Here is a 15,537-nt window from a genome sequence, read left to right on the forward strand (position 1 = left end):
GTTATCAGAGCAACCTGGCGACATCTGTACACTCACAGACAGGTTGAAAGGAGCTGAAATCTCATGAAACATGTAATATCTGTTTTAGTTGAAAATAAGGTCGGTGTACTGTCACGGATCACCGGACTATTCAGTGGAAGAGGATTTAATATTGAAAGCCTGGCGGTAGGTGAAACTGAAAACAATACAACTTCCAGAATGACTATAGTTGTCAGTGGTGACGAATCGATATTAGAACAGGTCCGCAAACAATTAGGCAAGGTCATCGATACAATTAAGGTGATAGATTTTACGGACACAGAGTATGTTGAACGTAACCTGATGCTTATTAAGGTAAGCGCTGTTCCAGGTAAAAGAAGTGAAATCATAGAGTTGGTTGACGTCTTTAGAGGAAAGATAATAGACGTCGGACACAAAGATATGGTTATTGAAATTTCCGGCCCTGAAGACAGACTTGAAGCAGTGTTAGATCTACTTCGTCCACACGGCATAAAGGAAGTTGCGCGTACAGGCAGGATCGCTATGAACCGTGGGCAAAAATAATGACTGATTATAAAAAGATTTTAATCAAAAACGGTACTGTTTATAATGTTCCAAACAAAAAAACAGGAGTGTTTGATATCCTGATCAGTAACTCCAGGATTGAGAAGATCGGTAAAAATATTAAAGACAAAGACGCTTTAGTCGTAGATGCAAAGGACAAAATAGTAGTTCCAGGACTTGTAGATGTGCATGTTCATTTCAGACAACCGGGGCAAGAGCATAAGGAAGACCTTATTTCAGGTTCACGGGCGGCTGCCGCAGGTGGCTTTACTACTGTGATAGCAGAGCCAAATACGAATCCACCTATCGATTCTCCATCGCGGCTTATTAAGCTTTTAACAATTGCGAAGAGAGAGAGTATAATCAATTATTATTCAAAATCAGCTGCTACAGTTGGGCTGAATGGACATAGATTGGTCAATATTGAAAAATTAAAAATTGCAGGTGCGAAAGCGATCTCTGATGATGGACACCCTGTCGCCGGAGAGAGATTAATGCTTAATGCGCTAAAAAAAGGCAGAGAATATGACGTTTTAGTTAATCCTCATTGTGAAGAATCGCCGTTATATCGTAAAAGGCAAAAAGATAAAAAGAAAAACCTTCGAAATTTTCCTGATTCTGATTCGAACCAACCGTACGAGGCTGAAGCTGATTTTATTATGCGTGATATTGGGTTGGCAGAGAAGGCGGGAGCCAGGATTCATATTTCACATGTTAGTCTTGCTAAATCAGTATCAGAAATTGCCAAAGCAAAAAAAAGAGGTGTGAAAATAACTGCGGAAGCCGCGCCACATCATCTTCTATTAAGCAAGGAAACGGTGGAAAAAATTGGTACTAATGCTAAAGTCAACCCCCCGTTAAGGTCAAAAGCGGATGTTAAGGCGGTACAAAAGGGATTAGCTGACGGCACTATAGATATTATCGCCAGCGATCATGCGCCGCATTCGGCAAAAGATAAGAATTTGTCTTTTAATAAAGCTGCTTTTGGGTTAATAGGTTTAGAAACTACTTTAGGCCTGGTGTTAACACACCTTGTCCGTCCCGGTGTTCTAACACTGAAACAGGCAATAGACCAAATGACTATTTTACCGGCTAAAATTTTTGATCTGGACAAATTCGGGATTGGCAGCCTGACACCGGGGACTAAAGCGAACATTGTAGTAATAGATTTGAAAAAAAGATGGAAAGTGGATGTTAATAAGTTTTTCTCAAAGGCAAGGAACTGTCCATTTGACGGTTGGAAACTTCAGGGAAAAGCAATCATGACAATAGTTGGAAACAGGATTATCATGAAAGAGGGAAAGATAATAGAGAATATTTAATTATAGAAAGGAATGACATGACAAAGCTTTATACAGACCAAGATGCTAATATTAAACCACTGAAAGGTAAAAAGATCTCAATAATCGGCTACGGCAGCCAGGGACATGCCCATGCGCAAAACCTCCGTGAAAGTGGCCTTAAAGTTATAGTTGGACAGAGGAAGGGTTCTCCAAATTACAGCCTTGCAGTTAAACACGGTTTTAAACCTGTGTCAGCAGATAAAGCAACACAACAGGGTGATCTGGTCGCAATACTGATGCCCGATGAAGTACAGGGAGATGTCTATGAAGCAGAGATTAAGCCTCATTTGAAAAAAGGCAAAACTCTTCTATTCTCACATGGGTTCAACATTCATTTTGGTCAGGTTGTTCCTCCAAAAGATGTTGATGTTATCATGGTAGCGCCAAAGGGACCTGGACATCTGGTAAGGAGTGAGTATGAAAAAGGCGGAGGTGTTCCGTGTTTAATGGCCATCCATCAAGACACTTCAAAGAAAGCAGAGAAGACTGCCCTTGCATATGCCGGAGGTATTGGCGGCGGAAGAGGTGGGATTCTGCCAACTACTTTCGCAGAAGAGACAGAAACAGATCTTTTTGGTGAACAAGCCGTATTATGCGGTGGAGCTTCTGCGCTGGTAAAGGCAGGTTTTGAAACACTAGTGGAAGCGGGATACCAACCGGAACTGGCATATTTTGAATGTATGCATGAACTGAAACTGATAGTAGACCTCTTCTACCAGGGAGGTCTGTCATACATGAGACACTCTATCAGTAATACTGCTGAGTTTGGAGATGTGACGAGAGGCCCGAGAATAGTTACTGAAAAAACAAAGAAAGAGATGAAGAAAATACTTTCTGAGATACAGGACGGTAAATTTGCTAAAGAATGGATTCTTGAAAATAAAGCCGGTCGACCTATGTTTAACGCGCTCGTCGCAAAAGACAAGAAACATCAGATAGAACAAGTTGGATCAAAACTGCGAAAACTCATGAAATGGATTGATTCAAAATAATAATATAGATTTCTCGACTCAGCTCCGAATGACGTCACACTGAGCGCCTGCCCGACTTCGTCATTCAGGCGGGGAGTCGAAGTGTAACTATCAAGCTAATTTCTTAATATTCAACCAAAGTGAATTCGTAAAATTAGTGTCTACATTTTTTATATAAAACACCTGTACAAGGAAGGAAAGAGTTTTTAGTGTCTAAAATCATAATCTTCGATACTACGTTAAGAGATGGAGAGCAGTCTCCCGGTGCAAGTCTGGACCATAAAGAGAAACTACAGATAGCGAGACAACTATCTAACCTGAATATTGATGTAATGGAAGCCGGGTTCCCTATTACATCAGAGGGTGACTTTAAGTCTGTAAGTTCTATCGCAAAGGAGATACGTGATGTAAGTATCTGCGCCCTCGCACGGGCAGTTGACAAGGATATAGATTGCGCGGCAAAAGCTTTAAAATCTGCCGAATCACCCAGAATTCACGTCTTTCTTGCAACATCTGAAATTCACCGAAAACACAAATTGATTAAAGCAAAAGAAGAGATCATAAAGACTGCCGTTAGAGGTGTAAAACGAGCTAAGAAATATGTTGACAATGTAGAATTCTCTCCGGAAGACGCGTCTAGAACAGAACCGGATTTTCTTGTAGAAGTCTTAGAGGCAGTAATAGAGGCGGGAGCCAGGACCGTGAATATCCCAGACACTGTAGGATATGCGATACCAGAGCAGTATGCCGCATTAATTAAAAACCTTAAGGATAATGTAAAAAATATCAATGATGCCGTTATAAGTGTTCACTGCCACAATGATCTTGGCCTCGCGGTTGCTAATTCACTCGCGGCTGTTAAAGCAGGCGCCACGCAGGTAGAGTGCACAATAAATGGAATCGGTGAAAGGGCAGGGAACGCATCTCTTGAAGAGATTGTTATGGCGCTTAAAACAAGAAAAGATTTCTTCAGACATACAACAGGAATCAAGACAAAGGAGATAGTTGCCACCAGTAAGATTGTCAGTGGTTTAACAGGACTGAGAATACAAAGAAATAAGGCAATAGTAGGAGAAAACGCGTTTGCACACGAATCAGGTGTACATCAGGACGGAGTTTTAAAAGAGAGTACGACCTATGAAATCATGAAACCTGAAGAGATCGGTCTACCGAAGACCAATATAGTCCTCGGCAAACTTTCCGGTCGGCACGCATTCAAAAGACGTGTCAAGGCGCTCGGTTATGAACTGCCTGATGAAGAATTTGAACAAACATTCAGCCAATTTAAACTCCTGGCTGACAAGAAAAAAGACATCTATGATCAGGACATAGAAGCATTAATACAGAATGAGAAGTCAGAAGTGCCGCATATTTACGAGCTTGAAAGTATAAGTATAAATTGCGCCCCTGTACCGACTGCCAGTATAAGACTTCGTATCGGAAAAGATAAGATCGTGGCAGATTCCGCCAAAGGTGACGGATCGATTGACGCTATCTTTAAGACAGTAGACTTATTAACTGGAATTAAAGGAACACTCCTCGATTATAATGTCAGGTCGGTGACCAGTGGAAAAGATGCCTTGGGAGAAGCGAGCGTCGATGTGGAAGTTAAAGGAAATACTTATAAAGGTCGTGCCGTGAGCACGGATACAATAGAAGCAAGCGCAAATGCATATTTAAATGCCATCAATAAAGTAGCGATAAAACATCGCAAGAAAAAGACTAATTAAAAACATCTGCATATTAAAAACCTGGCCTCTCTTTCGAGAGAACTCCAGTACACGAATCCTCTCGAAAGAGAGGCCAGGCACATTTGCAAACAAAACCATATGAACAATAATACTAAAACCAAGTTCATCGTTGAATTGATCAAACCATCCCATTACGACGACGACGGATATGTTATACAATGGCGTAAGTCATGGATCCCCTCAAACACTCTTGCCTGCATAAACGCTTTGACGCAAGATGCTTCAACACGAAATGCACTTGGCAACGATGTTGAGTTTATCATTAATGCTTACGATGAGATGAATATCGTCATACCTGTTGATGACATTATTCGCAGGTTTAAGAATGGAAGTGGAAACGGAGTTGTCTTTTTCGTAGGCGTCCAGTCAAATCAATTTCCTCGTGCCATGGACATTGCCAGAGAGTTCCGTAAAGAAAGCATTCAGGTCGCGATAGGTGGATTCCATACAAGCGGCTGTCTTGCCATGTTACCTCAACTTCCTGATGAGCTGAAAGACGCGACCGAGGCCGGTATTACATTGTTTGCCGGTGAGGCCGAGGAAGGACGACTCATTGATGTCTTTAAAGACGCCTATCAAAGAAAAATGAAACCCATCTACAACTACCTGGGAGACCTGCCCGGTCTGGAAAGCCAGCCAATGCCTATAATGCCGACAAGTGTTGCCGAAAGGTTTGTCAGTAAGATCGGGTCATTCGACGCGGGTCGTGGATGCTCTTTTCTGTGCAGCTTCTGTACCGTTATCAATGTACAGGGACGTAAATCACGCTACCGTAATCCTGATGATGTAGAAGAAATGATCCGGTCCAATATATCGAATGGTATCAACGATTTTTTCCTTACTGATGACAACTTTGCTCGTAACAAAAACTGGGAAGCCATTTTTGACAAATTGATAGATCTTCGTGAAAACCAGGGGTTCAAACATGTAAAGTTTACAATGCAGATCGACTCGCTTGCCCATAAAATTAAGAATTTTGTTTCCAAGGCTGCCAGAGCTGGCTGCAGAAGAGTATTCATTGGGCTGGAAAGTATTAACCCGGAAAATCTGGAGGCAGTAAATAAGCGACAGAACAAAATCACTGAATATCGAAAGATGTTTCAGGCGTGGCGTAATGCACGGGTTGTTACTGTAGCCGGTTATATACTGGGCTTCCCTGCCGACACTCCGGAAAAAATCGAACAGGACATTAAGACAATTCAGGAAGAATTACCGGTTGATCTCCTCGAATTTTTCTGTCTTACACCACTGCCGGGCTCTGAGGACCATAAGAACAACTACCTGAAGGGTGTATGGATGGACCCGGACCTGAACAAGTATGACCTTGAACATATTACTATGTCACACCCACGAATGTCCAAAGAGGAGTGGGAACAGATTTACCAAAAGGCATGGGATCTTTATTACTCACCTGAACACATTAAAACGCTGATTCGACGTGCGGCAGCAGGCGGTCCGAACCCCAGCAGAGTGATGCTCCATATTCATCAATTTCATGGTACTATTAAATACCAGAACGTACACCCGCTTCAGGGTGGCTTTTTAAGGCGCAAGGTACGGTCACAACGCCGTCCAGGTATGCCAAAAGAAAATCTGCTTATTTTTTTACCTTGCAGGGTCTGGGAAACAGTGAGCGCTCTTATACCTTTCGGCCTCTATTACTTTAAACTACGATCAATACGTAAGAAAATCAAACGCGAACCAGGCAGACGTTCATATATGGATAAAGCACTGATGCCGGTGAAAGAAACAAAAGGCTCACCACTTGAGAATGAAAGCGTAAAACTGGAGATTAAATGATTATTTCTCACGCAAAGCTGCAAAGGTCGCTAATAAAACTGATAAAAGTTTTCGTTCCCATTTGCGTTCTCTGCGGCTCTTGGTGAGGACGATTTTCTCTTCTTTACGTGAAAATCGCTTTATTAACGTATTTATATCCGAATGAAGATCAAAGAAGTAAGAAAAAGATACTTGCATGGAACCTGACACAATATAATAATGTATAAAGATACTGTAAATAATGAGTACTTAACTGCCAAAATAATAGTTTTCATATTTTTTTAATAGAGGAAAATTAAATGAAAGAAAAAGTTCTAAAAGCAACAAAATCATTGATAAAAATCAAATTAACGCTGTCTATATTAATTGGATTAGTCTTGATTACTGGATATTCTGCTATGGCCGGTGTTAACGAAACAGGCGGTAGAAAGATAATCGTAAAGAAAGGTGATAAGGTAAAAATTCAATATAAAGCCAGCCTTACGAATGGTACGGTATTTAAAGAATCGAAACCGGGAAAACCACTGAAATTTACTGTCGGAGACGGTAAGATGCCACATGGACTTGACCAGGCTGTATTGGGAATGGAACTGAGAGAGGAAAAGACTGTTACGGTAGGCCCAAAGGACGCATACGGAAAGAGAAACCATGAATTGGTAATGAAATTTGTTAAAAAAGACCTACCCAGAAGCTTTGAACCAGAGGTAGGTAATGTAGTAAAAATACGAAACGTACCGGGAACAATTATTAAAATAGACGAAGAAAACATATACCTTGACGGCAATCATCCCCTGGCAGGTAAAGATGTAGTTTTTGAGATAAAAGTTGTCGGGATAGAGTAATTCAGACTATGGGCAGCTGGCAACGTTTTGCCTGTACCTGACGCGATGTTCAGTCCACTCTTACGCCATCGGCTTTGCTTCGGTTGCTTTTCGGCAAACGGAAAGAAAATCCGGTTTGACCGGCCAGCCAGTTGCAATACGAGTACTATCAGGGTACCTCCCATTTGTACAGAGCCTGGAAAGGTATTTTTTTCTTTCCAGACCCTCCAATTCACTAGAATTGGATATCAAACAAGCAATTCTTGAATTATCACAATGCAGGATTTCTTCGGCTAAGATTTCATTTATTATCGCAGAAGATGATAAATTCCGTTTTCACAAGTTATAATGAAGACTGAATTAGGCAATTATTTACTCTATTTCGACCCAACCGTTCGCCAGTCCGACAAGACTGTTCTGGCGGGGACGGGGAGGATTCAAGTTTTGGCTTTTTCCCTGCCTCTCATATATTTCCGGTAACGTTCCGGGCCGACACACTCACTTCCAACAGGACACTTTTCAATACAGCTTTCATCCAATTCACGCTCTATTGTTTCACCACAACTTTCACAGGTAAATTCATTCTCGAAACCGGCAACTGAGGCTGTTCCTTTTTTATGACAATTGGGGCATGTTACATCTATAATCTCCACTCTCTTTATCTTCTCAGCACCGGGGCATTCAAAAATATTGGGTTTTTTAAATGTTCCTTTAGTTGGTTGATGGTTACTTTTCGTCTTTGAAAGGACCTGCATAGCGAGAAGGCGAAGAGGCATTCGACGTTCTCTTCTTAAGAAATCCTGGACAGCTTTCATGGCATCGAGATTGTTTTTTCCAACTCTACCAATCTCTTCAAGAGCCTTCTTTACCTTGTCGGCATCTTCATCATACAACTTTTTAAATAGCGATTTAATATCCGTAAAGCCCCCTTTCAGTGGGAATATTTTCTTATAGAATAATTTCGAAGCACGAAATTCGAAACAATTTTAAAAATACCTGCCCAAAACGTTATTCCTGTCCGAACAAATATGACGGGCAGGCAGACTGCAAAGAATCTAATTAATTACACAAAATGTCTTTTTTTTTGAACATTTTAGATTTGAATTTCTGATTTGTTTCGTATTTCGATATTCTTATTTCGAGTTTATAACCACTAAAACTAATAAATTTACAAAATAACAACAACATATTTGTAACTTTGTCGCTGTTAAGTGTCTAAGAAAGCGTGGTCTTTCCTTTCAACTTAATCCTTCCAATTACAAACAGTGCAATTGCCGCCGCAAGGACTAATATACTGACATTTTGTGATATTGTCATGCCGTCAAAGAGAAGTGGATTATCGTCCCTGAATATCTCTACAATAAAGCGCATTATGGAATAGAGGCCGCAGAACATTAACGTCACTTCCCCGTCTCTCCTGCGATGATTGAAGAACGCTTTAATAATAAAAAAAATCGTAAGATTGCCTAACATGGAATATATTTGAGTTGGGTGAATGGGCAGTGAGTGACTATCTGACACTGTAACCAGACCCTTTCCAAGATGATGCAGAAACGGGGGACTGCCGTCAATCATAAGGTTTACGTCAACGGTTTTGGGGAAACTGACGGCCCAGGGCAGATCCGGACTGCAGACATCACCCCAGCAGCATCCATTAAGAAAGCATCCTACTCGTCCACAAGCGACTCCGAGCGCAAAAGAAAAGGCAATAATATCAATTGTCTTTAGTATAGGAAGCCTCTTGATCTTTGTGAAAACAACAATGGAAGCAATAGAAGCCATTAAGCCGCCATAAAATACAAGTCCTCCCTCATAAATCTTGAATGCATCCAGAATATTGTGTTTATATGAATCGATATTCTGGATGACATAAAACATTCTACCTCCCAGAATTCCGGCAAATATGGCATATAGTCCCAGATTTGATATATCTTCCGGGTTTAAGCCTTCCGTCTTTGCCTTAATACGTGCTACATAGATGACTATGAGGAAACCCACCATGAGCATGAAACCGTATGCGTAAATGGGAATTGTTATGCCGATGAACGGGATTGGTATTTCAAAGAGAGTTCTAATCATTTAAGTGTCCGAGAAAAAATAACTTCCCAATTTATAGTGTTCAAGCTTAGTCAGATTTGGTCGATCTGATCGAACTGAACCACAAGCGTAACCTGAGCTACAATGAGGACTTAGTGAGTGAAGACCGGACAAAGATAGCCTGAAAATGGGTGTGAGAAAGGGAAGTTAATTTTCTCGAACCCTGAGTCAAGAATCTGGTTCGGAGAGAACCTCCGTAATCTTGTTTTTCTCATCCAGCAATACGATCTTCGGTCTCCAGCTTCGCGCCTGCGCGTTATCAATAAGACAATAGGCAATGATGATAATCTTATCACCCGGAACAGCCCACCTTGCGGCAGCACCGTTGAGGCATATAATTCCGGAGTCGGGTTCTCCCTCAATTACGTATGTTTCCATCCGCGCGCCATTATTAATATTCAGTACCTGTACCCGCTCGTAATGCAGAATATCTGTCTCCAGCATCAGTGTTTTGTCGATCGTTATACTGCCTGTATAGTTCAGATCTGCTTCTGTAACTGTCGCGGAGTGGATCTTCGCTTTGCACATTTCTCTAAGCATGGTTTTTATTCCAGAATAGTATTATCTATTAATCTCGTATTTCCAACCCACACAGCAACAGCAACTAAGGCCTTCTCATTAATCGATGAAAGGTCTTCAAGCGTATAATCATTAACTATGGATATATAATCTATCTTAGTATGCTCTGTATTCTTTATCATAGCCGTCATCTCTTCTATAATCTCTTTTGCATCCGTAATATTGGAAGCAAACATGGCCCTGGCTTTTAATAAAGCGCCATAAATACAGAGTGCACTTCGGCGCTCATCAGGATTTAATCGCTTATTTCTTGAGCTGAGGGCGAGACCGTCTTCTTCACGAACTGTCGGGCAGACCTGAATATTTACATCCATATTCAAATCTCCAACCAGCCTTTTTATGACTGCGTTTTGTTGATAATCTTTTTGTCCAAAATATGCCCTGTCAGGCTTAACGATATTAAAAAGCTTTGTTATCACTGTAGTTACGCCTTTGAAATGCCCCGGCCTCACTCTGCCGCACAGGGTATCAGTAAGTTTATCCTGTGTAACATAAGAGCAAAATCCGTCCGGGTACATCTCTTCAGTACCGGGCGCGAAAACCACATCCGCTTCTTCTTTTCGAATGAGTTCAATATCCTCATTCAATTGGCGAGGATATTCATCTAAATCGTCTTTATTGTCAAACTGCGCGGGATTCAGATACACGCTGACAACGAGCACATCATTCTCTCTCTTTGCACTGCGTATCAGGCTAATATGTCCGCCATGAAGCGCTCCCATTGTAGGTACAAATCCAATCGACTTTTTACTGTCTTTAACGGAAAATACCTTTGTCCGCATCTCATTAATCTTTGTTATGACTTCCATTTAATGATATCAGCATTTTTCTCCAGACGGCATTAATACCTCTAAAGCCGAAAAACAATGGTAACAATAACATATTTTTTTGTCAAGTTTCGGGTTCAAGAAAAAATCACTCATGAACACTATAATAATCCATGTTCAAAATTTCCAGGGGTTGAATCTTTTATTTTCTTTCCACTTCGAATTCCGGAAAGTATGTTTTTAATCATTTCCGGTGTGTAATCCTGATAACATAAATCAATCCGATAGTCCTTGTGCCCAACCACAAGAAATGTCTTAATAAGATGAATAATAGAGAAAGGCCTTTCATTGATAACCACAGTCCTGCACGACTCATTTATGGCAGTAAACCTGTCACTGTACTCATTTTCCAGATTCATCTTTTCAAAGCCGCATTGGTAGATCCCTGGACACGTACTCTTCATATTTGCCCATATACACGCCTCTGAGGTAAAGAGCGGTGTGTCCTGATAAAGAATAAGGTCTGTATCATCAGATAGCAATTTTTGCATATTTTCCTTGCCGTCCTCTGGCGACAGAGTCTGTCGTAGAAATTTCAATTCACGCAGCTTTATTATAGAAAGTGGATTCAGAGTGTATAATGGATAGTCTGCATACAAGATAACGTCGGCACCACCGAACAGACCAAGGGCTCCAGGATTGGAAATTTGAAACTGCCTGAAACCCTTCGTTACTAATGCAGGAACAGACTTTTCAAAGTAATTATATGTCTCAAGTCCATTCCCTTTGTCCCTCATAATGACGGGTATTGAGAATACAACTCTTTCTTTTTCGTTCAGCAATGTATCGATTATGTCATTGTTTTTCTTTAAGCAAGAGACAATTTTATCTGTTAACACAATATATAGTTTGTAAATTTTCTGTGTAAAAATATAGTCCAGGCAATTTAACCTGTCAATCTTGAGAGATAATCGGATTTCCTCTTCAGACACCTTATGTTGTACACTCTTTTTTTCGTTTACCAAATTGCCGAATTTAACAAACTTGTCCTTTAACCACTTCTTTACATAATCACTTTTGAGTGCCCTCTCATTCTGCCACGCTACTGATAATCCATTAAAATAGTCCCGCCTGATATTATTTAGTATACTCAATGGAACAAATAATCCTTCCGGCATATCAACACTGATACTATTCAGCTTAAAGGCTGTTTTTCCCAGACGCGAAAAACAGCCTTTTATATCTTCTTCACTTGTCATACGATTGATACTCTTTTGAAGCTTAAGGGAATAATCCTTGTTGAATATAAATTGCATAACCGCCCCATTTACCGTAATACTATCTGACCCTATGCTGATATCCAGATCTACAGATATCCTGGTAGATGTGAGATCCTTTGGGATCTTCTGGGTAAAGACCTCTTTGGTCTTTTGTGATGAAATGACATAGAGCTTTGCTCCATGCACAATTTTCTTATCAGAACTAATAGTGGCAATATCTCCAACATCAACACCGAACACCCTCTTACCATTTACCTTAAGAGTCTTTACATGCAGCAAAACCGGCGTTGCAGAAGAGTTTTCAAAAACCTGTAATAGGTCTCTGACACCAATCCCGGCCTCTGCCCTTAACACTATATGATTCTCTTCCGATTTTATTACCTCTCCAGCATATAAGCCCATGTTTGCCGGATAAGACAGGTTAACTATATCTACAGCTTTTATCTGACATGTATCAGGACTCTTTTCATCTGACATATTGTTTTTACCTGTTACGTAAGCAGAGGTCGTCTCACGGCTGAATACCGTTTTTATACGATTAGCAATCTCTCCTTGATCTGACAGTTCACCATCGATAGCCTTTCGGTAGGCATCTGTAACAACCGCTACGTATTCTGGTGACTTCATACGCCCCTCGATCTTTAATGAATTAACACCGGCATCTACCAAATCCCTGATTTCGGAAAGGGTAAGCAGATCCTTCATGGAAAAGAGATATCCTCCTTCACCGGATTTGGAATGATAAGGTTTCCTGCAAGGTTGGGCGCACTTTCCTCGATTTCCACTCCTGCCCCCAATCATACTGCTGAAGAAGCATAATCCCGAATATGAGTAGCATAGAGCACCATGAATAAATGTTTCAATTTCCAATGAGCTTTTGTCTACAATATTTTTTATTTCAACAATGGACAATTCTCTTGCCAGAACAACACGTTTAAATCCAAGCTGTTCCAGTTGCTTAACCCCTGCAAGGTTATGGATAACCATTTGCGTACTTGCGTGAATATTAAATCCGGGGAATTGAGATTGGATCAAGTAGAGAAGTCCCAGGTCCTGGATGATTATTGAGTCAGGATGCATCTCTTCCAGTGCTATTAACAGGTCGATAGCCCTTTCCAATTCTAAAGTCTTTAAGAGGGTATTGAGGGCTATATAGACCTTAATTGACTTTCTGCGAGCAAAAGCAATGGCCTTACCAGCATCATCGATCGAAAAATTCTGCGCGCTTGCACGAGCACTGAAATCCTTTAAACCAAAATAAACAGCATCAGCACCTTGTTCCACTGCAGCAAAGAAACTCTCCATATTTCCGGCCGGAGAAAGTAGTTCAGGTTTTTTAGTTTGAGAACCTGGATTCATTGAACGCAACTATAAATATAAAAAGCGGAAAACACGGACAAACACGTTCCCGCCCGGCCTTGCCGTTCGCCAGCCCGACAAGACTGTTCTGGCGGGGACGAGTGTCCATGTCACCCATGTTGTTAATGTTTAGTTTCTGATAACGTTAAGTATGTCTAAAAACTGGGAATGTTCCCAATTCCAGTGACTCCTGGATGTAATAACAGACAAAATTATATGATTATGATTTTAGAATCACAATCATAATAATTCCAGCCATTTTCGGGAAATAGTCATCGTTGACCTGTCAGGTTTTTGCGTATTAATTTAATCACGCAAAAACCTGACAGGACAACGATGGAGATATAGAATACGTTTCATTTAAATCATGACATTCCTGAAAATGGTAGTTACAAGTTTCCCATATGCGATTGTTGGGCAGTATACCTGCGATAAACTCTCAAATTATCCTAAAGAATAACATTTGTTTTTAACTTGAGATATATTTATATATGTTATAATAATATCCCTATATAAAAGATTGATGAGAGAAAGATTTACTTGAAATGGATGAAAAACAATGAGACTAAACTATCATCTGAAAAATCCCTCCAATTAAGACAACTTATTACCGATATGTACGGAGAGTAATATCCACCTATAGCTTTTTAAACCAAAGGAGAAATAAATGTCTAAGATTTTACAAACACTTTTCATTCTCGGGTTTTTGGCCCTTACAATGCCACAGGCCTTTTCGCAGGATACAAAACAACAGAATTGTTCTTTCTGTAAATTAAAAGCAAAGGGCGCCGAAAAATGCCAGAAATGTCTCTCTAGCGAGAAAAGTATATGCCCCCTGCCTGGTAAAGCGTCCGACTATAGTAATAAGAGCAACAGAGAGATGTGTAATAAGTTTAAACAAGGCCCTTATATTAATACCACAGTACTTGAGAATATCATCGAAAGCAATGTCCCCATGGCACTTCTGGATGCCAGGTCCGGAAAATGGGATGATAAAACCAGAATCCCTGGTGCTCAAAGCTTAAATGATAAATCTACCAGAGATGAAGTAGCAAAAGTTATCAAAACCAAAGATACTCTGGTAGTAACTTACTGTTCCAATGTAAAATGCCCTGCAAGCAACAGACTCTACATCCATCTCAAAAAACTGGGATATAAGAATGTTCTTGAATACCCATTTGGCATTGAAGAATGGTTGAAAGCCGGAAACGATATTGAGATGGACGCTGTTTCTGAAGAGCAATCCGCGGATAAAGTAAAACGGACTGAAGTTACTGTTTTCGAAGGTGAAAAACATTTTAAGAACATCAAACAACTTACTTTTGGCGGAGAGAATGCCGAAGCTTACTTTTCGTATAATGCAGATCAGCTCATATTCCAGTCAAAGCGAAACGATCTACAATGCGACGCAATCTTTACTATGGATGTAGATGGCAATAATGTAAAGATGGTGTCATCGGGTAAGGGAACAACAACCTGTTCTTTTATTGCACCTGACTATAAATCGATAATTTACGCGTCTACTCATCTGGGTGGAGATGAATGCCCACCCAAACCGGATATGTCGAAGGGTTATGTCTGGGCATTATATAAGAGTTTTGATATTTTCAGTGCAGACCCTGACGGTTCCAATCTTGTCCGTCTGACAGACACACCCGGATACGATGCCGAAGGTGTCTATTCTCCCAAAGGAGACAGGATACTCTTTACTTCAGTACGAACAGGTGACCTGGAACTCTTCCTGATGGATCCGGACGGTTCTAACATAGAGCAGTTAACAGATACTCCTGGATATGATGGAGGCGCTTTCTTTTCTTTTGACGGAGAGTGGATTTGCTGGAGGGCTTCAAGACCACAGGGAGAAGAACTTACAGACTATACAAATCTTCTTAATGATGGTTTAATCCGACCCAGCAAACTTGAAATATACGTCATGAACCTGAAGGACCGTAAACCGATACAGTTGACCAGCAATGGCGCCGCAAACTTCGGTCCTTATTTCCACCCAAGTGGCAATAAAGTCATCTTTGTATCCAATATGGATGATCCACAACACAGGAACTTTGAGATGTATATGGTTGATATAAAGACCAAGGAGATCGAACGCCTATCGTATAATCCGACATTCGACGGATTTCCAATGTTCAGCCATGATGGAAAAAAACTGGTCTTCGCATCAAACCGTAATAACAGCAGACCGCACGAAACAAATATATTCATAGCCGACTGGGTAGATTGAGTAAAAAA

Annotated in this window: 13 protein-coding genes; 7 read left to right on the plus strand and 6 right to left on the minus strand. The window is 40.7% G+C overall.

All coding sequences use genetic code 11. The features are described from left to right. Window positions 1-63: 63 nt before the first annotated feature. The 6 genes from ilvN to SCALIN_RS09870 all read left to right on the plus strand — a co-directional run bounded on the left by ilvN (window position 64) and on the right by SCALIN_RS09870 (window position 7,229). A complete protein-coding gene (gene ilvN, locus SCALIN_RS09845) occupies window positions 64-543 on the plus strand; it encodes an acetolactate synthase small subunit (RefSeq protein WP_096894332.1) in 480 nt (159 codons plus the stop codon). Then, a complete protein-coding gene (locus SCALIN_RS09850) occupies window positions 543-1,865 on the plus strand; it encodes a dihydroorotase (RefSeq protein ID WP_096894333.1) in 1,323 nt (440 codons plus the stop codon). The genes ilvN and SCALIN_RS09850 overlap by 1 nt, the downstream gene beginning before the upstream one ends. A 17-nt stretch (window positions 1,866-1,882) precedes the next feature. After that, the gene (ilvC, locus tag SCALIN_RS09855) at window positions 1,883-2,878 is read left to right on the plus strand and encodes a ketol-acid reductoisomerase (protein WP_096894334.1); all 996 of its coding nucleotides are present in this window, start codon (window positions 1,883-1,885) and stop codon (window positions 2,876-2,878) included. Between the two features lie 188 nt (window positions 2,879-3,066). Continuing rightward, complete coding sequence (locus SCALIN_RS09860; protein WP_096894335.1) at window positions 3,067-4,587, plus strand: 2-isopropylmalate synthase; 1,521 nt, start codon at window positions 3,067-3,069, stop codon at window positions 4,585-4,587. Window positions 4,588-4,686: 99 nt separating this feature from the next. Beyond that, window positions 4,687-6,408, plus strand: coding sequence for a B12-binding domain-containing radical SAM protein (locus tag SCALIN_RS09865; protein WP_096894336.1), 1,722 nt, complete (start codon window positions 4,687-4,689; stop codon window positions 6,406-6,408). Window positions 6,409-6,686: 278 nt separating this feature from the next. After that, a complete protein-coding gene (locus SCALIN_RS09870; protein ID WP_096894337.1) occupies window positions 6,687-7,229 on the plus strand; it encodes an FKBP-type peptidyl-prolyl cis-trans isomerase in 543 nt (180 codons plus the stop codon). Between the two features lie 60 nt (window positions 7,230-7,289). Here the strand turns inward: SCALIN_RS09870 and SCALIN_RS22130 are convergent, their stop codons facing one another. The 6 genes from SCALIN_RS22130 to SCALIN_RS09895 form a co-directional block, all read right to left on the minus strand. Then, the gene (locus SCALIN_RS22130; RefSeq protein ID WP_162532246.1) at window positions 7,290-7,460 is read right to left on the minus strand and encodes a hypothetical protein; all 171 of its coding nucleotides are present in this window, start codon (window positions 7,458-7,460) and stop codon (window positions 7,290-7,292) included. A 185-nt stretch (window positions 7,461-7,645) separates the two neighbouring features. Beyond that, entirely contained in the window at window positions 7,646-8,101 is a 456-nt protein-coding gene (locus SCALIN_RS09875) for a hypothetical protein (RefSeq protein ID WP_096894338.1), read from the minus strand. A gap of 322 nt (window positions 8,102-8,423) precedes the next feature. Continuing rightward, window positions 8,424-9,287: a prolipoprotein diacylglyceryl transferase gene (gene lgt / locus SCALIN_RS09880; protein WP_096894339.1), complete on the minus strand. Its 864-nt coding sequence runs from the start codon at window positions 9,285-9,287 to the stop codon at window positions 8,424-8,426. Window positions 9,288-9,473: 186 nt separating this feature from the next. Further along, window positions 9,474-9,845 carry an aspartate 1-decarboxylase gene (gene panD / locus SCALIN_RS09885; protein ID WP_096894340.1) on the minus strand — a complete coding sequence of 124 codons (372 nt, stop codon included), beginning with the start codon at window positions 9,843-9,845 and terminating at the stop codon, window positions 9,474-9,476. A gap of 5 nt (window positions 9,846-9,850) precedes the next feature. Continuing rightward, on the minus strand, window positions 9,851-10,693 hold the full coding sequence (gene panC / locus SCALIN_RS09890; RefSeq protein ID WP_096894341.1) for a pantoate--beta-alanine ligase: 843 nt from the start codon (window positions 10,691-10,693) through the stop codon (window positions 9,851-9,853). 119 nt (window positions 10,694-10,812) lie between these two features. Beyond that, window positions 10,813-13,290 carry a peptidase U32 family protein gene (locus tag SCALIN_RS09895; RefSeq protein ID WP_096894342.1) on the minus strand — a complete coding sequence of 826 codons (2,478 nt, stop codon included), beginning with the start codon at window positions 13,288-13,290 and terminating at the stop codon, window positions 10,813-10,815. Between the two features lie 667 nt (window positions 13,291-13,957). Between SCALIN_RS09895 and SCALIN_RS09900 the strand changes: the two genes are divergently transcribed. Then, entirely contained in the window at window positions 13,958-15,529 is a 1,572-nt protein-coding gene (locus SCALIN_RS09900) for a rhodanese-like domain-containing protein (protein WP_096894343.1), read from the plus strand. Window positions 15,530-15,537 lie beyond the last annotated feature (8 nt).

The sequence above is a fragment of the Candidatus Scalindua japonica genome (genome assembly GCF_002443295.1).
In the GTDB taxonomy this organism is placed as follows: Bacteria; Planctomycetota; Brocadiia; order Brocadiales; family Scalinduaceae; genus Scalindua; species Scalindua japonica.